Origin of the sequence: Halorubrum sp. 48-1-W, assembly GCF_003287355.1 — an archaeon.
Classification (GTDB): Archaea; Halobacteriota; Halobacteria; order Halobacteriales; family Haloferacaceae; genus Halorubrum.
In genome coordinates this window covers 1-21198 of the sequence record NZ_QMIM01000026.1, presented here as the reverse complement: position 1 = coordinate 21198, position 21198 = coordinate 1, and the positions used below count along the sequence as shown (strand labels likewise).

The following is a 21198-nucleotide window of genomic DNA, read 5'->3' as shown; positions in this document are numbered from 1 at the left end:
GTCCCGCGCCGACGTCGCGATCGTCGACGACGCGGTCGGTTCGGGCGTTCTGGAGGGACGTCGCACGCGCCAGCGAACTCGCTGTCGACCACGAGCCCCATCGGCGTCGACGACGCCGGCACCGAGGAGGTCTACTCCGTCGACGGGACCGTCGACATGCTCGACGACGCGCTCGGCACCGAAGTCGACCCCGTCTCCGTCGGGTGCCCCGTCGGCCGCTCCGCCCACGACACCACGGCCGACGCCTCCACGTTCCGCGAGGCCACCGGCTGGGAGCCGGCGATCGACTTCGCGGAGGGCGTCGAACGCGTCCGTGCGCCCTCCCGCGAGGCCGACGCTCACGGGACGAGATAGTCGGGACGCGACAACGTAGAAAGCGGAGCTGTACCGGCCCCTCAGGTTTTTCGGCCGATCGTCCCGCCGTCCGTCGTTCGAGAAGGACCTACGGCATGACCGTGGCCGTCCGCCGTTTCCGCTCCGTCGACCACCCGAGCCGGGTGACGAGAGAAGGGTTATGACATTGGAGACAGTACTGACAAGCATGCCGATCGACATCGAGACGTTCACCGAGTCCGACGACGAGGAACTCACGGCGGTGACGAACGCGGAACGGGTCGTCCGGTTCCTCTACCGGAACGACGACAAGGCGTTTACCCCCTCCGAGATCGCGGAGGGCACGGGAGTGAAGAAGACCTCCATCGGCACCGTGCTTCGTCGACTCCGGGAACGGGACCTCCTCGAACACAAGGGAGACTACTGGGCGATCGGCGACGAGCAGGCGGTCCGGGACGCGTTTCGATTCCACCGGAGCATGGACGCCTTAGACGAGCGGTTCGGCGCGGAGGACCTCGAGGAGTGGCGGGATCACGCTGCGACGAACCCGTCCGAATGAGTTGGGAACGTGGAGACGTGGTGGTCGCGACCGACCCGTTCGGAGACGACGAGTCGGCGGGTCGTCCGTTCCTCGTCGTCAGTACGGATGAGACGCCGTTTCATGGCGAACAGTACATCGCGCTCGCACTGACCACGCGAACGTGGCACGACGAACGGATCCCGCTCGAGGACGCTCACTGGATGGACGGGGGTGCCCCCGAGTCGAGTTCGATCATGCCGTGGTCCGTGAATGCCGTCAAAACTGAGTGGGTGAACTATCGACAGGGTACGCTCCACGAGGAGGTCGTGGATCGAGCGGTCGAGCGCGTCGAGCGCGTCGTGACGCCCTAGTTCCGAAACGACGGGAGAGAGTCGTGTACGCCACTGTGATCGTGGTCACGTTGTGGTCATCACGGGACGTCGACTCGAGACCGACCTACCAGGTCAATCCCTCGTACGTGATCCCCTCGCGCCGTTCGATTATCCGCCGGCCGTCGACGACCACGGGCTCGGCCATCGCGTCGAACTCCCCGTCCAGTGCTGTGAACTCGTCCCAGTCGGTCGCGACGACCGCGCCCGACGCGCCCGCGAGCGCGTCCGCGGCCGAGTCCGCGTACTCGATCTCGGTCCCGGGGAACACCTCGCGCATGGTCTCGGTCGCGACGGGGTCGTAGCCGACGACCACCGCTCCACGCTCCAACAGCCCCTCGATCAGGGGGATCGCCCGCGAGTTGCGCACGTCGTCCGTGCCGGGCTTGAACGCCAGCCCGAGGACGGCCACGCGCTGGCCCGCGACGTCGACGTGCTCGTCGAGCAACGCGAGCAGGCGCTCGGGCTGGCGGTCGTTCACCTCGACGGCCGCAGTGAGGAGGGGCGGCTCGTAGCCGACCTCCCTCGCAGAAGATATCAATGCGTTAACATCTTTGGGAAAACACGACCCGCCCCAGCCCACCCCCGACCGAAGGAACTGCGCGCCGATCCGGTCGTCGAGCCCGACCGCCTCCATCACCTCGTAGGCGTCGAGCCCGAACTCCTTGCTGACGTTCCCGAGGTCGTTCGCGAGCGAGATCTTCGTCGCGAGGAAGGCGTTGTTGGCGTACTTGATCAACATCGCCGTCTCCGGGTCCGTCCGGACGACGGGGCTGTCGGTCGACTCGATCAACGGCGCGTACAGCTCCTCCAGCGCCGCGAGCGCCGACGCCGACTCCGTCCCGAAGACGACCTTGTCCGGGTCCTGGAAGTCCGCGACCGCGGTCCCCTCCCGGAGGAACTCCGGGTTCGTCGCGAGCTCCACGTCGCCGGCGACGTCACCGAGCCCGGTCGCGAGCGCCTCCCGGATCCGGTCGAGGCCCGGCGGCGTGATCGTCGACTTCACGACGACGAGGTGCTCGCGGTCGCCGTCGATCCCGGACAGCGCCTCGCCGACCATCTCCGCGGCCGCCGACAGCGGGCCGAGGTCGATGCTCCCGTCGGGCCGTGAGGGAGTACCGATCGCCAGAAACGTGAGGTCCGCGTCCGCGAGGTCGGCGTACGAGGTCGTCGCCCGCAGCCGGCTGCCGACGTGCTCGGCGAGCAGCTCGTCGAGACCGGGCTCGTGAAGCGGTGCCCGGCCCTCGTTGATCGTCTCGACCACGGACTCGTCGATGTCGATGGCCGTGACCTCGTGGCCCATCTCCGCCAGACAGCCAGCGAGCGTCGTTCCCACGTAGCCGCTGCCGACGACGTTGACGTTCATGGACGACACGACGAGGGGCGAGGGCAAAAACCGCGGGGTCGCGGTTCGGGCCGCCGGGTCGGTGCGCGGTCACCGCGCTCACATCGAACCGTCCGCGCGGTCGAGAACCGTCGAGAAGAGGTCGTCGGAGATCCAGAATCCAGCCTCGCGGAGAGCGGTGAGCTCCGCCTCTAGCTTGACATCGCCCGTCTCAGCACCGCGGAGCAGCACGCCGATCACGCCGGTGAGGGACAGGTCGTGTCTGCGGGCGACCCGTCGACCGTCGCGTTCATCAAGTAATACGAGGTCGGCATCGCGTTGGACAGCACAACAGATCGCCGCTGTCTCGCCGAGATCCAATTCGTGATGGATCTCGACGAACAGGTCCGTACGATCCACTTCGACCAGCGTGAGAAATCCTTGCTCGCGCAGGTCGCGAAGCGCGTCTACGCCTTCCGCTCCGTCGGTGAGTTCCCCCCAGACCTGAGTCGGAACAGTGATTTGGGCAAACTGTGATTTAAGCAGGTCGAGCCGTCCGATGAGCGAGAGATTGAGCAGCGGGGAGGTGTCCGAAACGACGACCTTCCTATCGGGCATACTCGACGTCCTCGTCGAGCTCCGCTTCGGTGTAGTGGCGCGGGATCCGACGTTCGCCGAGGAGTTCGTGAAACTCCCGTTTGGACGACTCCGCCAGCGCGCGAGCCTTGCCGAACGAGAGGACGCCGCGTGCGTACAGCGAGACGGCGAGCTCCCGTTTCATTTCCTGGGATCTTTCACCTTCCGGAAGCTGTACGGCGTCGTACACTTCGTCGTCGATCTCGATGGTGGCCATGTCGGAAACGTGGACGGGTCAAGTATTGAGTGTTTGGCCCTCGAGCCGAAGTGGCTGTGAGGTCATCGTCTCAGTACGACCGATCCCAGAAGACCGAATCCTTATACGTCTATGACAGAAAGGGCCGCTCAATGAAAGCCGTCGTACTCGCAGCCGGCAAGGGTACCCGCCTCCGACCGCTGACCGAGGACAAACCCAAGGGGATGGTCGAGGTGGACGGGGAACCCATCATCACCCACTGTTTCGACCAGCTGATCGACCTCGGCGCGGACGAGCTCATCGCCGTCGTCGGCTACATGAAGGAGGTCATCATCGACCACTACGGCGACGAGTACGAGGGCGTCCCGATCACCTACACCCACCAGCGCGAACAGAAGGGGCTGGCACACGCGCTGCTCACCGTCGAGGAGCACATCGACGACGACTTCATGTTGATGCTCGGCGACAACGTGTTCCGCGCGAACCTCGAGGACGTCGTCAACCGCCAGCGGGAGACGCGCGCCGACGCCGCGTTCCTCGTCGAGGAGGTGCCCTACGAGGAGGCGAGCCGGTACGGCGTGTGTGACACGAACCAGTACGGCGAGATCGTCGAGGTCGTCGAGAAGCCCGAGGACCCGCCGAGCAACCTCGTGATGACCGGCTTCTACACGTTCACGCCCGCGATCTTCCACGCGTGTCACCTCGTCCAGCCCTCCAACCGCGGCGAGTACGAGATCTCGGACGCGGTCGACCTGCTCATCGCGTCCGGCCGCACCATCGACGCGATCCGCATGGACGGCTGGCGGACCGACATCGGCTACCCCGAAGACCGGGAGACGGCCGAGGAACGGCTGATCGAGGAGCGCGGAGAGGTGGTCGGCGGGGCCGGCGAGACTGACGGCGAGGACGCCGAGACGGCCGCCTCAGAGGAGTCCTGAGTCGGGCGTCGGTTGGTCGCGTCCCCCTGAATCGGGCGTCGGTTGGTCGCGTCGCCCCGTACGGCGGGGAGACGTCGACGAAAGCGCAACGCCGATACCGTGGGGGCGCGAACCGCCGGACATGTACGAGGCGGTCCACGCGCATCCGGACGGCGACGCCACCGTCGCCCGGCATGCCATGACGGCGGCGCGGTACGGGTACGACGGGGTCGTCGTTCGGACGCGGACCGCGCTGGAGTCTGGGGACCGAAACGGCGAGGCGAACGCGACCGCCCCGGCGACCGACCCCGTCGCTATCGGCGACGAGTACGGGATCGACGTCGTCGACGCGGTCGAGGTCGACGTCGACGGACCGACCGCAGCGTCGGGGGCCGTCGGGAACCGCCGCCCCGATCACGCCGTCGTCTGTGTCGTCGGGGGCGACGACCGGCTGAACCGATACGCGGTCGAGGAGCCGCGCGTCGACGTGCTCGCGCGCCCGAACGCCGGCGGAGGCGGGTTCAACCACGTCCTCGCGAAGGCCGCCCGCGACAACGGGGTCCACGTCGAGTTCGACCTCGGGCCGGTCCTCCGGGAGGCGGGGGGACACCGCGTCCGGGCGCTCGCCGACCTCCGGAAGCTCCGCGAGATCGTGACCTACTACGACGCCCCCCACGTCGTCAGCGCGAACCCAGCCTCCCACCTCGAACTGCGCGCGCCCCGCGAGCTGGTCGCCGTCGCTGCGGAGGCGGGGTTCGACCCCGAGTGGGTCCGCGAGGGCCTGCGCGCGTGGGGCGACATCGCGGTGCGGAACCGCGAACGGCTCTCCGGGGACTTCATAGAGCCGGGGGTCCGACGTGGACGGTATGAAACGGAGCGTTGAGGATCACGCGGCCCGCTTCACGGCGAAGGCTGCGGAGTACGACGACTCGAAGAGCGACGAGTACCACGCCTGTGCCGACCTCGTCGTCGACTACGCCGACCCCGGCCCCGACGACGTGGTGGCCGACCTCGGCGCGGGCACGGGCGCCATCGCGCTCGCGCTCGCGCCGGACGCGAAGTACGTCCTCGCCCGCGACATCAGCGAGGGGATGATGGAAGAGGCCCGCAGAAAGGCCTCGGAGGCCCGGGTCACGAACGTCGAGTTCGCCTACGGCGAGTTCCGCGAGCCCAACCTCGACGGGCCGGACCGGGAACCGGTCGACGTCGTCACGTCGAACTTCGCGCTCCACCACCTCGCCGACGACGAGAAACGCGAGGCGATCCGGGTCATGGCCGACACGGGCGCGCGCCGGATCGTCCTCGGCGACGTGATGTTCTTCGAGCAGCCGGACCCCGAGGAGCCGTTCTACGGCCCGGAGGTCGACGACCCGGCGACGGTCGGGACCCTCGTCGAGGCGTTCACGGCGGTCGGCTTCGCGGTCGTCGCGGTCGAGCGCGTCCACGACCAGGTCGGCGTGATCGTCGCCGAGCGGATCGGCTCGGGCGACGAGGTGCCCGGTGCCGAGTGACCGCGAGGGGCCCGCGTGAAACACCTCCCGAAACACCTCCGTCCGCGCTGGCGGTACCTCGCCGTCGGGATCGAGGCGTGGCCGGACGCCGTGGTGGGCCGCCGAGCGTTCCAGCGCGCGCTCTGGTACGGCGCCGGCAACCTGCTCGGGGATACGGGCAGCGCCGATGCCGTGCTGAAACTGCTCTCGTTCTCCTTCTCGGGAGGGGCGGGCGAGGCGGTCGTCAGGGTCCGTCGCGGTCACGTCGGGGAGGCACGCGCCGCGATCGCCTGTGTGAGCGAGGTCGACGGCCACCCCGTGGGGATCCGCGTCCGGGGGACCTCCGGGACGGTCCGTGCCTGTGAGGAAAGATATATGGGTCGCGCGGCCGCCAGTTCGACACAGCGAGACGTCGCGTTCGGGGACGCCGAGCGGTCCGCCGTCGTGCGCGGTGACGCGTACGACGTGCGGGCCGAGTCGGGTTACGTCGGCGCGGCGGCGTTCGACATCGAGTGATATCATGCAGGGCCAATCCCAACAGCAGGCGTACGACCGAGGAATCACCATCTTCTCTCCCGACGGCAGACTCTACCAGGTCGAGTACGCGCGGGAGGCTGTCAAACGCGGGACGGCGAGCGTCGGCATCCGCGCCGAGGACGGGGTCGTCCTCGCAGCCGACAAGCGCGCTCGCTCCCCGCTCATGGAACCCGCGAGCATCGAGAAGCTCCACAAGGCCGACGACCACGTCGGCGTCGCCAGCGCGGGCCACGTCGCCGACGCCCGACAGCTCATCGACTTCGCGCGCCGGCAGGCGCAGGTGAACCGACTGCGCTACGGCGAGGCGATGGGGATCGAGACGCTGACGAAGACGATCACCGACCACATCCAGCAGTACACCCAGATCGGCGGCGCGCGTCCCTTCGGCGTGGCGCTCATCGTCGGCGGGATCGAGAACGGCGAGCCCCGCCTCTTCGAGACCGACCCCTCCGGGACGCCCTACGAGTGGCAGGCGCTCTCCATCGGGTCCGACCGGAGCGACCTCCGCGACTACCTCGAGGCGGAGTACGAGGAGGGTATCTCCACCGACGAGGCGGTCGGGCTCGCGCTCGACACCCTCGCGCAGACCAACGACGACGGGCTCACGCCCGAGGGCGTCGGCGTCGCCACGATCACCGTCGACGACGCCCAGTACGCCGAGGTGTCCGCCGAGGAACTCGAGTCGATCCTCGTCGAGCGCGACCTGATCGCGACCGACGAGGAGGACGACGAGTCGGGCGACGCGGACGAGGAGTAGCGCCGGGCGGAGCAGTCGAGATGTCTCGCCCGACCGGCGCGGCCGAAACGACCATTTTTCCGGACGCGAAAGGGGACGCATGAGCGACGACGAATCCGCGCGGGGTCCCGGGGGCTCGACGCTCCCGACCGGATACGAACTGCGGGCGACGACGCCGTCGGTCGACGACTTCCTCCGGCTCCGCCGGGAGGCCGGCATGAGCGACCGCTCGCGCGAGGCGATAGCGCGCGGGCTCCCGAACACGACCTACGGCGTTCACGTCGTCGAGACCGGCGGCGGAACGGCGGTCGGGATGGCGCGGGTCGTCGGCGACGACGGGTCGGTCTTTCACGTCTCGGACATGGCGGTCGCGGAGCCGCACCAGGGACGGGGGATCGGGACGGCGATGATGGACGCGCTCGTCGCCTGGCTCCGCGAGAACGCGCCGGACGGGACGTACGTCGACCTCCTCGCCGACGTCGACGGCTTCTACGAGCGCTGGGGGTTCGAACCGACCGCGCCCGAGTCGAGGGCGATGGAGGTCCGAACCGAGAAGCTGTGATCGGTGTTCCGATCCGGGCACCCGCGAGGTCGACTGCGCTCGGGTCGGGAGAGTTATGCCGGCGGGGGCCGACCGACGACGCGTGCAGAAGACGGTACTCATCACCGGGTGTTCCTCGGGCATCGGCCGCGCGACGGCGCACGCGTTCAACGACGAGGGGTGGACGGTGTACGCCACCGCGCGGAACCCCGCGGACATCGAGACGCTCGGCGAGGCGGGCTGTGAGCTGGCGACGCTCGACGTCACCGACGGGGGCGACGTCGACCGCGTCGTCGATCGGGTCCTCGACGAGGAGGGCGCGATCGACGCCCTCGTCAACAACGCCGGCTACGGCCAGTTCGGGCCCATAGAGGAGGTCACCACGGGAACGGTCCACGAGCAGTTCGACGTCAACGTGTACGGCCCCCACCGCCTGATCCGGGCCGTGTTGCCGGCGATGCGACGGGAGCGCGACGGGACGATCGTCAACGTCTCCTCGGTCGCGGGGCGGGTGTCCTTTCCCGGCGGCGGCGTCTACGCCGGGTCGAAGTTCGCGCTCGAGGCGATGTCGGACGCCCTCCGCAACGAGGTCCGCGAGTTCGGCGTCGACGTCGTCGTGGTCGAGCCCGGCCCCGTTCGGACGAGCTTTTCCGACCGCGTCGCGCGGGAGGCCGACCCCGAGGCGAGCGACGGCATCGAGCGATCGGGCGCGTACGAGGACTTCTACGCGCTGTTCGAGGACGCGAAGCTGGTCGGCGGCGACGGCCCGGGTGCCGTCGAACCCGAACTCGTCGCAGCGGCGGTGTTCGACGCCGCGAGCGCGACGCGACCGCCCGCCCGCGTCCAGCCCGGCACCCCGGCGCGCGTCGGCGTGCTCGCCCGGTTCCTTCCGGACGCGATCCGCGACAAGGGGTTCGAGCTGGTCCGGACGTTCACCTCGTAGGGTCGGGGTCGACCGCGAACGGGTTCTCCCCCTCGCGCCACTTCCAGCCCGGGAGCCGCGTCTGGAAACCCGCGGCGAGCGCGGCGTCGAGGTCGTCAGCGCCCGCGGTCCCGGCCCCGTCCGCCTCGGCGGTCGCGTCGCGGTCGACGTGGACGTCCGCGAAGTGGAACGTCGCCTGCGCGAGCAGCGAGAGCGGCCGTCCGCCGGCGATCGTCCCCGCGAGCTCCCGGCCGAGGACCTCGTCGACGACGAAGCCGGGGTAGTCACCGGCGACGTCCAGCTCGCGGAGGAGGGTGACGTAGCCGGCCACGTTGACGCCAACCTCGCCGTCCGCGAAGACGGCGTCGACCTCACGACGGTACGTCGCGTCGTCTATCCGATCCACCTCGGTGTCGAACAGGTCGCCGAGGCGGCCGCGGGTGTCGTTGAGTATCGGGACGACGACGGGGGCGCGGTCGCGGACCCATGCGTGCTCCTCGCGGACCGTCTCGGGGGTGACGCGCATGGGCGGATCTGGCCGGCGACGGGTATCCGTTTTGCGAAGTCTTTTATAACGAAGGGGGTCTATTTCGAGATAAGCGGGTTTTCGCTGGCTGTTCCCGCAACGGTACATACGGACAGTACTTCCACTATGCCTCCCCCGTCACGGTCTGTGTACCCGGCGAGACATCGCGTCTCGGTGCCAGTCCGACCCGACGGCGGCGGCGATCTACGGCCCGCGGTGAGCTATGAGCCAAGTCGATAAGCAACTCGAGAACCTGAAGTCGACGATAGAACAGGAGGTCCCGAACGACGTGAGCGTCACGGACGTCAAATACGAGGGACCGGAGCTGGTCGTGTACACCCGAGACCCCAAGCGGTTCGCGGGCGACGGCGACCTGATCCGGCGACTCGCCTCGAAGCTCCGCAAGCGGATCACGGTCCGGCCGGACCCGTCGGTGCTGTCGCCGCCGGAACGGGCCGAAGCCGAGATACGGGAGGTCATCCCCGACGACGCGGGGGTGACCGACCTCGACTTCCACGAGGACACCGGCGAGGTGGTGATCGAGGCCGAGAAGCCCGGCATGGTGATCGGCCGACGGGGCTCCACGCTCCGTGAGATCACCCAGGAGATCGGGTGGACCCCGGAGGTCGTCCGGACCCCGCCGATCGAGTCCTCGACCGTCTCGAACGTCCGGAACTTCCTGAAGAACGAACGCGAAGAGCGTCGCGACATCTTAGAGCGCGTCGGCCGACAGATCCACCGCGAGAAGATGGCCGACGACGAGTGGGTGCGGATCACGACGCTCGGCTGTTGTCGCGAGGTCGGCCGCGCCGCATTCATCCTCTCGACGCCCGAGACGCGTATCCTGATCGACTGCGGGGACAAACCCGGTGCGGAGGGCGAGGTCCCGTACCTCCAGGTGCCGGAGGCGCTCGGTGCGGGCGCACACACGCTCGACGCTGTAGTGTTGACGCACGCCCACCTCGACCACTCGGCGCTACTACCCCTCCTCTACAAGTACGGGTACGACGGCCCGGTGTACACCACCGAACCCACCCGCGATCTGATGGGACTGCTCCAGCTCGACTACCTCGACGTCGCTGCCAAGGAGGGCCGCACCCCGCCGTACGAGTCCGCGCAGGTCCGCGAGACGATCAAACACACGATCCCGCTGGAGTTCGGCGACGTGACGGACATCGCGCCCGACGTCAAGCTCACCTTCCACAACGCGGGCCACATCCTCGGCAGCGCGGTGACGCACTTCCACATCGGCGACGGCCTCTACAACGTCGCCTTCTCCGGCGACATCCACTACGAGGACACGCGTCTGTTCAACGGCGCGGTCAACGACTTCCCCCGCGTCGAGGCGCTCGTCCTGGAGTCGACCTACGGCGGGCGCAACGACTACCAGACCGACCAGGACGACTCCGAGGAGGCACTCAAACGAGTCATCAACGAGACGTACGAGGAGGGCGGGAAGGTCGTCATCCCGGCGTTCGCGGTCGGGCGCTCCCAGGAGATCATGCTCGTCTTGGAGGAGGCGATGCGCGAGGGCGACATCCCCTCGATGCCGGTCCACCTCGACGGGATGATCTGGGAGGCGACCGCCATCCACACCACCTACCCCGAGTACCTCCGTGACGACCTCCGGAACCGGATCTTCCACGAGGACGAGAACCCGTTCCTCGCCGAGGAGTTCAACCACATCGACGGCGGCGAAGAGGAGCGCCAGGACGTCGCCGACGGCGACCAGTGTATCATCCTCTCGACGTCGGGGATGGTCGAGGGCGGGCCGATCATGTCGTGGCTCCGCCACATCGGCCCCGAGCCGGACTCGAAGCTCGTCTTCGTCGGCTACCAGGCCCAGGGGACGCTGGGACGGCGGATCCAGAACGGCTGGGACGAGATCCCCGTCTCCGACTGGGGCAACGGCGGCCGCGGCGACACCCTCTCGCTCGAGATGGGTGTCGAGACCGTCGACGGCTTCTCCGGACACGCCGACCGGCAGGGGCTGGAGAACTTCGTGAAGACGATGAACCCCCGGCCCGAGAAGGTGCTGTGTGTCCACGGCGACGAGCGGTCCGTCCAGGACCTCTCGTCGGCGCTGTATCACGACTACAACATGCGGACGTTCGCGCCGAAGAACCTGGAGACGTTCCGGTTCAAATAGAACCCGGACGGTTCGGTGATACGGACGGTTCGGTGCCCCGGGTAGCGTCGTCGCGACTGATATTTTAAGACCCGCCGCGGCGATGTCCCCGCATGCGCATCGCGCTCATCGCTCACGACGAACTCAAAGACGAGATGGTGGCGTTCGTGACGACCCACGCGGACGTCCTCGGCGAGTGCGAGTTGGTGACGACCGGAACGACGGGGAAGCGGATCTCCGAGGAGACCGGCCTGGCGGTGAACCGGCAGGCCTCTGGCCCGCTCGGCGGCGACCTCCAGATCGGGGCGATGGTCGCGAACGGCGGGATAGACGGGGTGGTGTTCCTCCGCGATCCCCTCACCGCACAGCCCCACGAGCCGGACATCTCCGCGCTGTTGCGCGTCTGTGACGTGAAGGACGTCCCCGTCGCCACCAACCTCGCGTCGGCGGAACTGCTCGTTCGAGGACTGCTCGGGGTCGAGGAGCCGATCGACGACGAACTCCTCGACGAGCGGTCGCCGCTCCGCGACTGATATCACCGTCGATAATCGACGCGTCGGGGTTTATGTTCGGGCCGTCGTAGGCGGACCCGATGGGGAGGCGAACGGGATCGGACGGTGCGGCCGACGGAGCGACGGGTCGGTCCCTCGCGGACGTCCGTCTCCCCGTCCTCGTCACGGGCCTCTGTCTCCTCGTCGCGACCGCGGCCGTCCCCGGGGTCGTCGTCGGGGCCCCGGCGGAGCCGGCCGATGGCACCACGGGGGGAACCGACCGCGAGGTCGGACCGCTGACCGAGTGTTTCGCCGGCGAGGGATACCCCCTGGCGATCGGCGACCCGCCGGCGACGATCGACGCGCTGGTCCACGTCTCGGTGCTCACCGACCCCTCCGCCGGCAACGAGTTCGGCGTCGAACTCGCGGGGACGCTCGACGACCAGCCGATCGTCACGCTCGCGGCCGGCGTCCGGCTGGACGCCCCCGGCCTCGTCGCCACCGGGGTCGACCCCTTCGCAGCGTTCGACCTGGTGTACACCTACGAGCTCCGGCTCCCGATGTTCGACGGCACGATCGGCGACGCGACCTACGGGGAGGACCGCCCCCCGGTGGGGTCGGCCGCGGGCGCGGTTCCCTGCTGAGGGCGGACCGTGGGGCCCCTCCCCTGCTGAGGGCGGACCGTGGGGCCCCTCCCCTGCTGAGGGCGGACCGCGGTGTCCCTCCCCTGCCGAGGGTGAATCGCGGGGTCCCTCCCCTGCCGAGGGTGAACCGCGGGGTCCGTCCCGCCCGGCGTCGGTCACGGCGGACGCGTTCCACGGACCAGCCGCAGCAGTTCCCGGCGTGCCTCCTCCGGGTCACCCGTCAGCGGGTACGCGCCGCCCGCGAGGAGGTACTCGCCGGCCTCCCACACCGCGAGGAGCGCCTCGACGGGGACGGTGGTGCGGTCGAGTTCTGGGCGGCCTTCCCGGTCGTTCGGGGACCGCTTCCCGTCGAGCCGACACGTCCCGCGGAACGTCCAGAGCGTCGCTCGGGAGGCTGTCGGGTCGTCGATCGATATCTCCCGCCCTTCACGGCGTTCCACCGCCTCGACGTCGCGGTCGGCGAGCCGGTCGCGGAAGCCCGACCGCGCGCGGTCCTCGACCATCCGGGTGAGCGCCGCGTTCGGCGACGTCTCGGGACGGATCCGGAGTCGGCTCGCGAAGAAGAACGGCCGCGGCTCCGGCCGGTCGACCCGCTCGTATCGGGCCGTGCCCGCCGTCACCGAGACCGGGCCGGCGGCGAACGGACGCTCCGTGGCGCGTTCGACGCGCTCCCAGCCGTCGAGACGGTCGGCGGGGACGACCGGGGGATCCATGCCGGTTCCTTCGGCGGGACGGACCTAAACGGCGGGGGTGGATCGCCCGGTCAGTGGTCGTCCTCGCGCCACTTGTGTTCACACTCGGTACAGACGAAAAAGCGCGTCTCGGACTCGTCGGCGGAGCGGATCTGTTGCATGTACCAGTACGCGCGGTCGTTCCCGCACTCCGGACAGTAGGCGGTCGTCTCCGGGAGCCCCTTGTCCTCGGCGTCGCTGACGTCGACGATCTCGGACTCCTCCTGTGACTGCGTCGTCCAGGCGTCCTCCTCGTCCTCGTCGCGACCGACCTCGTGGCCGCAGGCGTCACAGACCCAGTGGTCCTCGCCCTCGCCCGACTTCATCATCGAGCCGCACTCGTCGCAGAACTTCATGCACGAACCAACGAGGGGCCACACATAAACAGCGGGATCCCACCTCGGGGACTCGCGGCGGTCACGCGACGTGCTCGGCGAGGGCGAACCGGACGCGCTCCTCCTCGCTCCCCTTCGTCTCGCGGCCGGTGACGACGACCTCGCCGATCTCGCCGGTGGACCTTACGTGCGTCCCCGCACAGGCCGTGCGGTCGTAGGGTTCGGAGTCGGACGGGCCGTCGTCCGGGACGTCGGGACCGGACCGGTCACCCTCGCCCGCGAGGCCGCCGATCTCGACGATCCGCAACTCGGTGATCGAATCGGGGAGGAGGTCGATCCGGGTCCGGTCCGTGTCGAGCGTCGCCTCCGCCGCTGCGCGGTCCATCGTGTAGCTGGTGACCGGCCGGTTGTCGTCGACGAGTTCGTTGAGCCGTGCCTCGATCCGCGCGAGGTCGTCGGCGTCGAACCGGTCGTAGGCCGCGTCGAGGTGAGCGTGATCGGCGTACAGCTGGTTGCCGGTCGTGCGCGCGCCGAACTCCTCGAGCAGCAGCGCCGAGAGCAGGTGCTGTGCGGTGTGATACCGTGCGTGTGCGTGGCGGCGGTCCCAGTCGACCTCGCCGACCACGGCGGTTCCGGGTTCGGGGAGGGGACGGTCCGCGTCGTCGGCGGGCGCGAGCGTGTGGTAGATCGTGTCCGTCTTCTCGACGTCGACGACGCGCCAGCGCCGGTCCGAGTCGTCGGCGACGCGAAGGACGCCAGTGTCGTGCGGCTGGCCGCCGCCGGTCGGGTAGAAGTGCGTGCCGTCGAGGACGACCCGGTCGTCGAGGGTTCGCTCGACGGTCGCCTCGAACCGTCGGACCGTGTCGTCGGCGAGGTATCGTTGCTCGGTCACGTGATCCGAGAGCGGTCGATGGCATATAAACTCCCGCGAGCGCGCGACGGATGCGAGCGGGGGCTGACGATGGATACGACGACGGGGGGGTCTCGACCCCGTTCGGTCCCGTCGCGGGCGTCGTCCGGGTCCGCCCCGTCGGCGGAGGAGCCGGTCGGCGGCCCTCGTCGTAACGACTAAGAACGGAACGCTCCTCGGTTACGACAATGAATCACGAGTTTTTCGCCCGAGGTGGTCTTCGTGGGCGTCGAGATTAAGGAGACGGAGGTGGACGACGCGGACTTCGAGGAGATGAAACGGTTCGTGCGGGACTACCTCGCTGCCAGCGTCGAGAGCGAGGACGACGGCGGCCGGATGCGGTGGTACCCCTGGCACTCGGCGGAGTACCGCTTCAACCACATCCTCAACGTGATCGATCTCGCCGAGGAGATCGCCGAGGCCGAGGGCGCGGACGTCGACGTGGTCCGGGTGGCGGCGGCGTTCCACGACGTGGCCAAACTCGAGGTGGACCAGGACGTCCACGCCGAGGCCGGCGCGCGCGTGGCCCGCGAGTACCTCCGGAGCCGCGGCACCTACCCCGAGTCGTTCATCGAGGAGGTGTACGGCGTGGTCGTCGACCACTCCTACACCGGCGACCTCGCGGACGTGCCCCTCGAGAGCCGGTGTCTGATCGAGGCGGACGTGCTCGACAAGGTCGGCGCGAACGGGGCCGTGTTGATGCTACTGCGGATGGGGTACGAGTCTCGGACCCACATGGACGCCGCGAAGATGGTCGACCGCGTCCTCGACCGCGGCCGCGACCACACCGACCGGGTGGTCTCCGACACCGCGGAGAGCATCGCCCACCAGCGGATCAAGCGGGTCCAGTGGATCCGCGAGTGGCTCGAAGAGGAGGTCAGCCGAATGGACGCCGACGGGACCACGGAGCGGTAGCCCGGGAGGTCACGCGTCCGGGTCGACCGCGGGTAGCGCAGTCGAGAGGTACCGGTCCGTCTCCTCGCGGACCCCGCCGACCCAGTCCCGGTCGGTCGTCGTCGTCCACCGAACCATCGCGCCGGTCGCGAGCGTCTGGAGCGTCGCGGCGACCGCCGCGGGGGCGACGGAACGAGCGGCGCCGTCGGCCCCGTCGGTGGCGCGATCGGACGGTTCGGCGACCTCTACAGCCGCCTCCCGTACCGACCGTTCGAGGAACCGTCGGAACACGCGGTCGCTCCGGTCGAAGTGCGCCCGGTACGCCTCGTCGGTCGCCGCCTGCGCGCGGAGTTCGACGACCGCGGTGAAGAACCGGCCGTCGGGAACGTACCCGTCGTCGGGGGCGTGCGCGTCGTCGACGTCGGACGGGTCCGTCATCGCGGCGACGTAGGCGTCGAGGCGCGCCCGCGGCGGGAGGTCGAACGCCTCCGTCGAGACGGCCGCCTCGAAGCCGTCGAGGAGGAACTCGAGGAGGTCGAGCAGTAGCTCGTCTTTCCCGTCGTAGTGGTGGTACACGAGCGAGGGACTCTTCTCGAACGCCTCGCCGATCCGCTTTATCGTGAGGTCCGCGTACCCGTGTTCACAGAGCGCGCGGAACGCCGCACCGAGGATGGCCTCGCGGGTGTCCGCCGGCTCCGTGAACGGGTCGTCCATGCGGGCTCTACCCGGGGAGAGTATATACCGGTCCTGATTGAACGTTCATTCAATACGCTTATGCCGGAGGCGGGAGAGACGAACCCATGACTCGACCACCGGCGCTCGGGGCGACGGCGCCCCGGAGCTCCGTTCTCACGCCTCCTGTCCCCGCTGTCCACGGTTTCAGCCGCCGGAACTCGGACCGTTCGGCCGGTTCGTCCTCCCTTCGCCCGGCTCGCGTCCGGCCCGCTCGTCCTCGACCCGCATCCCGGGATCGACGAGCGTTCGTTTCCGGGGGTGAACGGTGACGGCACCGTCCGGTCGGTCGGTGCTCGTCGTGACCTGTGTCCTCCTCGTCGCCGTCGCCGGGACGTTCGCCGGCGTCGCAGCGGACCCCGCTTCGGCCGAAACGCAGTCGACTCCGGGTGATGTGGAGCCGGCGACCGCGCTCGCGGTCGGGGGGGACGACGCCGGCGACGCGGTCGCGCAGGCTGGCGGACAGGTCCGCGGCGAACCCGACCTCGAGACGTACCTCTCACAGCCGACGGTTCCGACCGGCGGCGAGTCGACGGTCACCGTCGACCTTCTCAACACCGGCGAGATGGACATCGGTAGCGAACTCGACCCGCGCGTGACGACCGCGCGGAGCCTCCGACTCGAGGCGGAGGCCGAAGACGAGGACGACCCGATCGAGGTGACGACCGGCGAGGTCGCCGTCGGCGACGTGCCGACGGGCACGCCCACCTCGGTCCCGATCGACGTCGCCGTCCCCGACGACGCGGCGGACGGCGAGTACGACCTCGACGTGACGGTCCGCTACAGCTACACCCGGACGGTCGTCCCGAACGGGAGCACCCACTACGACTCCAGCCGGACCGAGGAGTTCGACGTCACCGTGGTGGTCGACGACGGGGCGCGCTTCGCGATCGTCGACGCCGACACCGACGCACAGGTCGGCGGGACCGGCGACGTGAACGCGACGTTGCGGAACGTCGGTGACGAGACCGCCCGCGACGCGGTCGTCACGGGGAGCGCCTCGGGAAGCGGCGTCACGGTGGGCGTCGACGGCCCGCCGGACGTGTTCGTCGGCGACTGGGACCCAGGCGAGAACCGCACCGTGGCGTTCGACTCGTCGGTCGCGTCCGAGTTCGCGGGCGAGACGTACGTGTTGCGATCGACCGTCGAGTACCGTGACGGCGACGGGGCGGAGGTCACCTCGCCCTCCTCGCGAGTCGGGGTGACCCCGACCCCCGAACAGCGGTTCGCGGTCGACGACGTCGCCGGAAGCCTCGAGGTGGGCCACTCGGGGACCGTCACCGGGACGGTCGAAAACGACGGGCCGCTCTCGGTCGACGACGCCGTCGTCGTCGTCGAGTCGTCGAGCCCCGGCGTGACGTTCGACGAGAGCCGGTACGCGCTCCCGGAGCTCGCGCCCGGCGAGTCGGCCGACGTCTCCTTCGACGCCGGCGTGAGCGGGGAGGCCGACCCCGGCCCGCGACAGGTGCGGTTCGTCGTCGAGCACGAGAGCGGGGACCGCACCGCGACCGACGAGTCGACGGCCCGGGTCGAGGTGGGCCCTGGCCAGTCGTTCGCCGTCGACGGCGTCGACGGGAGCCTGGAGGTGGGGTACTCGGGCACCGTCTCGGGGACGCTCACCAACGACGGGCCGCGGAGTGTCGACGAGGCGGTGCTCGTGGCCGAGCCGGGGAGCGCCCGCGTGACGCTCGGCGAGAACCGGTACGCGCTCCCGGCGCTCGCGCCCGGCGAGTCGACCGACTTCGCGTTCGACGCCGACGTGAGCGGCCAGGCCGACCCGGGTCCGCGACAGGTCCGGTTCACCGTGGAGTACGAGGGCGACGACGCGACGCTGACCGACGAGTCGACCGCACGGATCGAGGTCGCCCCGCGGCAACCTGAGTTCGCGATCGAGGCCGACGACCCGGTCGTGCCGGCCGGCGAGACGCGACGGATCACCTTCGAGATCACCAACCAGCGCCCCGAGACGCTCTCGTCCATCAACGCCGGGCTGTACGCCGACGACCCGATATCGGCCGTCGAGGACGAGGCGTTCGTCGACGAGCTCGAACCCGGGGAGTCGACTGAGATCCGGTTCGAGGTGTCGGCTGCCGAGAGCGCGAGCGCCCGGACGTATCCGATCGAGCTGGACTTCCGATACGACGACGAGGGGGGTGACGACCGGATCTCCGACGTGACGCAGTACCCGCTCGACGTGTCCGAACCCGTCGACGACGGCGGTCCGTCGACGCTCACGGTCGTTCTCGGCGTCCTGATCCTCGTCGTGCTCGTGGGCGGAGCGGTCTGGTATCGCGGCCGACGGTGACCCGATGACCGGACCTGAAGCGAATCGGTCTCCGCGGCGGCGGCGGTCGTATCCCGGGGAAGGAGGGCGACGACGGCGAGCACGGGGGCCGCGATCGGGGGGAGGACGGTGACCGCCGCCGACCGGCTCGTCGAGCGCGTCGACGACCTCGCCGTCGGCCGTCCGGTCACCGTCATCGTCGCGTTCCTGCTCGTGAGCGTCGTCGCGCTCGGCGGCGTCACGGCCATCTCGACGTCCGCGGGGGCCGACCAGTTCACCCAGGACATCCCGGCCCAGCGGGCGCTCGACGACATCGACGAGGAGTTCGAGTCCTCGATCGGCGGTTCGGAGACGTCCGCGCAGGTGATCGTCTCCGACGACGACGTGCTCTCGCGGAACGCGCTCGTGCGGATCCTGGAGATGCAACACCGTCTGGAGTCGCGTTCGACCCTGCGGGTCGCGTCGACGTCGAGCCACGCGAACGCGATCGCGAGACAGCTCGACCCCTCGGCGGAGACGCCGGGTGACCAGCGCGACGCGGTCGCGGAGGCGACGCCGCGCGAGCTGGCCGAGGCGATCGAGGCTGCGGACGAGTCCGGCGCGGTGGCCGGGCAGGTGTCGACCGACTACAACCCGACCGCACAGCGTGCCGACAGCGCGATCGTCGGGGTCACCTACGACGTGCCCGACGCCGCGACGACCGCGCGGGTCGAGACGCTCCAGGTGCAAAGCGTCGCGGTCGTCGACTCCGTTCCGGGCATGGAGGCCGGCGAGAACGCGATCCTGTTCGGCGACGGGATCCTTCAGAGCGAGATCAACGCGCTGTTGACCGACACGGCGGTCATCGTCTTCCCCGCAGCGATCCTGTTCATCCTGCTGTTCCTGATCCTCGCCTACCGTGACCCGATCGACATGGCGCTCGGCCTCTCCGCGCTCGGGATGTCGGTGCTGTGGACGTTCGGGTTCATGGGGTACGCCGGGATCCCCTTCTCCGACTCGCTCATCACCGTCTTCCCGCTGCTCGTCGCGGTCGGGATCGACTTCGGGATACACATCATCAACCGGTACCGCGAGGAGCGGCTGGACGGCGGGGGGATCGGCGACTCGATGCGGACGACGACCGACCAGCTCTTCATCGCGTTCCTGCTCGTGACGATCACGACCGTGGTCAGCCTGATCGCCAACGTCGTGAGTCCCTTCGAACCGAACCGGGACTTCGGGATCGTCGCTGCGGTGGGGATGGGCTTCACCCTCCTCGTCTTCGGCGTCTACCTCCCCGCCGTGAAGGTGCTCGTCGACCGGACGCGCGAACGGCTCCCGATCCCGGAGTTCGGGTCCACGCCGCTCGGGAGCGGCGGGTCGCGCCTCGGGGCGGTCCTCCACGTCGGCGTCGACCTCTCACGGGTCGCACCGGTCCTCGTCGTGGTCGTCGTGCTCCTCGGCGGGGCGCTCGGCGGCGCGTACGGGACGGGTGTCGACACCGAGTTCTCCGAGGAGGCGTTCTTCCCGGACGAGGAGCGCCTGGAGACGTACAGCCAGCTCCCCGAGCCGCTCGCGCCGACGGACTACACGTTCCTCGACGTGCTCACCCTCTTCGAGGAGGAGTTCGATCGGAGCTTCGTGGGCTCCGTGACGCTGTACGTCGACCAGTCGGTCCGCGACGACGACTCGCTCGAGCTGATCGACCGGACCACGCGAAACCCACCGGACACCTTCGAGACGACCGACGAGCGCCGCGCCTCCGCGACGAGCGTCGTCACCGTGATCGAGGACCGCGCCGAGAGCGACCCCGAGTTCCGCCGGCTCGTCGAGCGGAACGACCGGCTCGGAAACGGCGTCCCCGACCGCAACGTCGACGAGGTGTACGACGCGTTACTCGACTCCCCGGCGGAGGAGGAGGCGCGCGGGTACCTCGCAGCCGACCGCGGGAGCGCCCGGATCGACTACACGATCCGGCCGGGCGTCGACGACGCGGAGGCGGTCGCGGACGTCCGCGAACTCGCCGAGCGAACCCCGCTCACGGCGGTCGCGACGGGCCAGCTCGTCGTCAACGAGGCCGTCATCGAGCTACTGCTCGACTCGGCGGTTCGGAGCCTGATCGCGGCGTTCGTCCTCACCGCGGCGTTTCTGATGCTCTCGTACCGCTACCTGGAGGGGAAGGCGGTGTACGGCGCGTTGAACCTCGTGCCCGTGCTCGCGACCGTCGGGCTGTTGGTCGGGTCGATGTACGTCCTCGACGTCCCGCTGACGCCGATCAACGCGCCGATCCTCTCGGTGTCGATCGGGCTCGGGGTGGACTACACCGTCCACTTCGTCCACCGGTTCGTCGACGAGTACAAGGCCGGCATGCCGCTCCAGGACGCGCTCGACGTCACCATCCGCGGCACCGGCGGCGCGCTCACCGGGAGCATGCTCACGACGGTCACCGGCCTCGGCGTCCTCTGGCTCGCCGTGATCCCCCTGATCCAGGAGTTCGGGGTGCTCCTCGCGCTCGGCGTGTTCTACGCGTACCTCTGTTCGATCGTGTTGGTGCCCTCGCTCGTGGTCGTCTGGGACCGTTACGGCTCCCGCGTCGGGCTCGGGTTGGAGGCGACGCTCGGCGAGGGGGAGCGTAGAGAGGGGGAGCACAGCGGGAGGGAGTCCGGGTGATCTGTTGATATCATCCCCCCCACCGATTCCACGCGACGTTCGAAGCGTGGTGTCAGATACGTCTCGCTTGTACGACGGAGATTTCGATGGAGACCGGGGTGAGTAGCAGAATATCGTTGCTGGCGCGGTGAACGTCTCCAAAGCCCCAGCAGTTCGGTACTACAGAGGAGCGAACGCGACTTCGGAGAACACCTCCAAAGCCCCAGTCGCGAGGCGGGCGCACGCTCGCTGCGGTCCTCAGTCGCTCGTTTCACTCGCTCCTTGCGGTCCTTACGTCGTCATCAGAACGCACTGCGTTCTGATTGGCTCACGAGAGCTCTGCTCTCGTGAACG

Annotated in this window: 23 protein-coding genes and 1 pseudogene; 16 read left to right on the top strand and 8 right to left on the bottom strand. The window is 69.3% G+C overall.

The window, feature by feature from the left end; genetic code table 11:
* From DQW50_RS17890 to DQW50_RS12695, 3 genes and pseudogenes are all read left to right on the top strand, one after another.
* Nucleotides 1–354: pseudogene (locus DQW50_RS17890) on the top strand (hypothetical protein); the annotation flags it as partial.
* A gap of 187 nt (nucleotides 355–541) precedes the next feature.
* Nucleotides 542–892, top strand: coding sequence for a MarR family transcriptional regulator (locus tag DQW50_RS12700; RefSeq protein ID WP_112079651.1), 351 nt, complete (start codon nucleotides 542–544; stop codon nucleotides 890–892).
* Nucleotides 889–1224 carry a type II toxin-antitoxin system PemK/MazF family toxin gene (locus DQW50_RS12695; RefSeq protein ID WP_112079650.1) on the top strand — a complete coding sequence of 112 codons (336 nt, stop codon included), beginning with the start codon at nucleotides 889–891 and terminating at the stop codon, nucleotides 1222–1224. Before DQW50_RS12700 ends, DQW50_RS12695 begins: the two co-directional genes overlap by 4 nt.
* Before the next feature lie 85 nt (nucleotides 1225–1309).
* Here DQW50_RS12695 and aglM read toward each other — a convergent pair whose 3' ends face one another.
* The 3 genes from aglM to DQW50_RS12680 all read right to left on the bottom strand — a co-directional run bounded on the left by aglM (nucleotide 1310) and on the right by DQW50_RS12680 (nucleotide 3419).
* Entirely contained in the window at nucleotides 1310–2608 is a 1299-nt protein-coding gene (aglM, locus tag DQW50_RS12690; RefSeq protein WP_112079649.1) for a UDP-glucose 6-dehydrogenase AglM, read from the bottom strand.
* A 78-nt stretch (nucleotides 2609–2686) separates the two neighbouring features.
* Nucleotides 2687–3184, bottom strand: coding sequence for a DUF3368 domain-containing protein (locus DQW50_RS18490; protein ID WP_112079648.1), 498 nt, complete (start codon nucleotides 3182–3184; stop codon nucleotides 2687–2689).
* Complete coding sequence (locus tag DQW50_RS12680; protein WP_112079647.1) at nucleotides 3174–3419, bottom strand: UPF0175 family protein; 246 nt, start codon at nucleotides 3417–3419, stop codon at nucleotides 3174–3176. The genes DQW50_RS18490 and DQW50_RS12680 overlap by 11 nt, the downstream gene beginning before the upstream one ends.
* A gap of 131 nt (nucleotides 3420–3550) precedes the next feature.
* Between DQW50_RS12680 and aglF the strand changes: the two genes are divergently transcribed.
* The 7 genes from aglF to DQW50_RS12645 all read left to right on the top strand — a co-directional run bounded on the left by aglF (nucleotide 3551) and on the right by DQW50_RS12645 (nucleotide 8562).
* Nucleotides 3551–4336, top strand: a complete 786-nt coding sequence (gene aglF / locus DQW50_RS12675; protein WP_198664677.1) for a UTP--glucose-1-phosphate uridylyltransferase AglF — start codon at nucleotides 3551–3553, stop codon at nucleotides 4334–4336.
* A gap of 121 nt (nucleotides 4337–4457) precedes the next feature.
* Nucleotides 4458–5198 carry an RNase P subunit p30 family protein gene (locus tag DQW50_RS12670; protein WP_112079646.1) on the top strand — a complete coding sequence of 247 codons (741 nt, stop codon included), beginning with the start codon at nucleotides 4458–4460 and terminating at the stop codon, nucleotides 5196–5198.
* Nucleotides 5182–5826: a class I SAM-dependent methyltransferase gene (locus tag DQW50_RS12665; RefSeq protein WP_112079645.1), complete on the top strand. Its 645-nt coding sequence runs from the start codon at nucleotides 5182–5184 to the stop codon at nucleotides 5824–5826. Before DQW50_RS12670 ends, DQW50_RS12665 begins: the two co-directional genes overlap by 17 nt.
* A 15-nt stretch (nucleotides 5827–5841) precedes the next feature.
* On the top strand, nucleotides 5842–6321 hold the full coding sequence (locus DQW50_RS12660) for an Rpp14/Pop5 family protein (protein WP_112079644.1): 480 nt from the start codon (nucleotides 5842–5844) through the stop codon (nucleotides 6319–6321).
* A 4-nt stretch (nucleotides 6322–6325) separates the two neighbouring features.
* The gene (gene psmA, locus DQW50_RS12655) at nucleotides 6326–7099 is read left to right on the top strand and encodes an archaeal proteasome endopeptidase complex subunit alpha (protein WP_112079643.1); all 774 of its coding nucleotides are present in this window, start codon (nucleotides 6326–6328) and stop codon (nucleotides 7097–7099) included.
* A gap of 79 nt (nucleotides 7100–7178) precedes the next feature.
* The gene (locus DQW50_RS12650; RefSeq protein WP_112079642.1) at nucleotides 7179–7640 is read left to right on the top strand and encodes a GNAT family N-acetyltransferase; all 462 of its coding nucleotides are present in this window, start codon (nucleotides 7179–7181) and stop codon (nucleotides 7638–7640) included.
* Nucleotides 7641–7695: 55 nt separating this feature from the next.
* Nucleotides 7696–8562: an SDR family oxidoreductase gene (locus DQW50_RS12645; protein ID WP_112079641.1), complete on the top strand. Its 867-nt coding sequence runs from the start codon at nucleotides 7696–7698 to the stop codon at nucleotides 8560–8562.
* Here DQW50_RS12645 and DQW50_RS12640 read toward each other — a convergent pair.
* Nucleotides 8552–9067, bottom strand: a complete 516-nt coding sequence (locus DQW50_RS12640) for a hypothetical protein (RefSeq protein WP_112079640.1) — start codon at nucleotides 9065–9067, stop codon at nucleotides 8552–8554. The two genes, DQW50_RS12645 and DQW50_RS12640, sit on opposite strands and share 11 nt — an antisense overlap.
* A gap of 223 nt (nucleotides 9068–9290) precedes the next feature.
* Between DQW50_RS12640 and DQW50_RS12635 the strand changes: the two genes are divergently transcribed.
* The 3 genes from DQW50_RS12635 (at nucleotide 9291) to DQW50_RS12625 (ending at nucleotide 12330) form a co-directional block, all read left to right on the top strand.
* Nucleotides 9291–11216: a beta-CASP ribonuclease aCPSF1 gene (locus DQW50_RS12635; RefSeq protein ID WP_112079639.1), complete on the top strand. Its 1926-nt coding sequence runs from the start codon at nucleotides 9291–9293 to the stop codon at nucleotides 11214–11216.
* Between the two features lie 92 nt (nucleotides 11217–11308).
* Nucleotides 11309–11728, top strand: coding sequence for a methylglyoxal synthase (locus DQW50_RS12630; RefSeq protein WP_112079638.1), 420 nt, complete (start codon nucleotides 11309–11311; stop codon nucleotides 11726–11728).
* A gap of 59 nt (nucleotides 11729–11787) precedes the next feature.
* Nucleotides 11788–12330: a hypothetical protein gene (locus tag DQW50_RS12625; RefSeq protein ID WP_112079637.1), complete on the top strand. Its 543-nt coding sequence runs from the start codon at nucleotides 11788–11790 to the stop codon at nucleotides 12328–12330.
* 155 nt (nucleotides 12331–12485) lie between these two features.
* Here DQW50_RS12625 and DQW50_RS12620 read toward each other — a convergent pair whose 3' ends face one another.
* The 3 genes from DQW50_RS12620 to DQW50_RS12610 all read right to left on the bottom strand — a co-directional run bounded on the left by DQW50_RS12620 (nucleotide 12486) and on the right by DQW50_RS12610 (nucleotide 14288).
* The gene (locus DQW50_RS12620) at nucleotides 12486–13043 is read right to left on the bottom strand and encodes a hypothetical protein (RefSeq protein WP_112079636.1); all 558 of its coding nucleotides are present in this window, start codon (nucleotides 13041–13043) and stop codon (nucleotides 12486–12488) included.
* A gap of 50 nt (nucleotides 13044–13093) precedes the next feature.
* Complete coding sequence (locus DQW50_RS12615; protein WP_112079635.1) at nucleotides 13094–13417, bottom strand: transcription factor S; 324 nt, start codon at nucleotides 13415–13417, stop codon at nucleotides 13094–13096.
* A 61-nt stretch (nucleotides 13418–13478) separates the two neighbouring features.
* Nucleotides 13479–14288: an alanyl-tRNA editing protein gene (locus DQW50_RS12610; RefSeq protein WP_112079634.1), complete on the bottom strand. Its 810-nt coding sequence runs from the start codon at nucleotides 14286–14288 to the stop codon at nucleotides 13479–13481.
* Nucleotides 14289–14519: 231 nt separating this feature from the next.
* On the opposite strand from DQW50_RS12610, the gene DQW50_RS12605 reads away from it, so the two are divergent.
* Nucleotides 14520–15221, top strand: coding sequence for an HD domain-containing protein (locus tag DQW50_RS12605; RefSeq protein ID WP_112079633.1), 702 nt, complete (start codon nucleotides 14520–14522; stop codon nucleotides 15219–15221).
* A 9-nt stretch (nucleotides 15222–15230) separates the two neighbouring features.
* On the opposite strand, the gene DQW50_RS12600 is transcribed toward DQW50_RS12605, so the two are convergent.
* Nucleotides 15231–15914: a TetR/AcrR family transcriptional regulator gene (locus DQW50_RS12600; RefSeq protein WP_112079632.1), complete on the bottom strand. Its 684-nt coding sequence runs from the start codon at nucleotides 15912–15914 to the stop codon at nucleotides 15231–15233.
* A 286-nt stretch (nucleotides 15915–16200) separates the two neighbouring features.
* Between DQW50_RS12600 and DQW50_RS12595 the strand changes: the two genes are divergently transcribed.
* Both DQW50_RS12595 and DQW50_RS12590 read left to right on the top strand, forming a co-directional pair.
* The gene (locus DQW50_RS12595; RefSeq protein WP_112079631.1) at nucleotides 16201–18237 is read left to right on the top strand and encodes a COG1361 S-layer family protein; all 2037 of its coding nucleotides are present in this window, start codon (nucleotides 16201–16203) and stop codon (nucleotides 18235–18237) included.
* Nucleotides 18238–18345: 108 nt separating this feature from the next.
* Nucleotides 18346–20865: an RND family transporter gene (locus tag DQW50_RS12590; RefSeq protein WP_112079630.1), complete on the top strand. Its 2520-nt coding sequence runs from the start codon at nucleotides 18346–18348 to the stop codon at nucleotides 20863–20865.
* Nucleotides 20866–21198 lie beyond the last annotated feature (333 nt).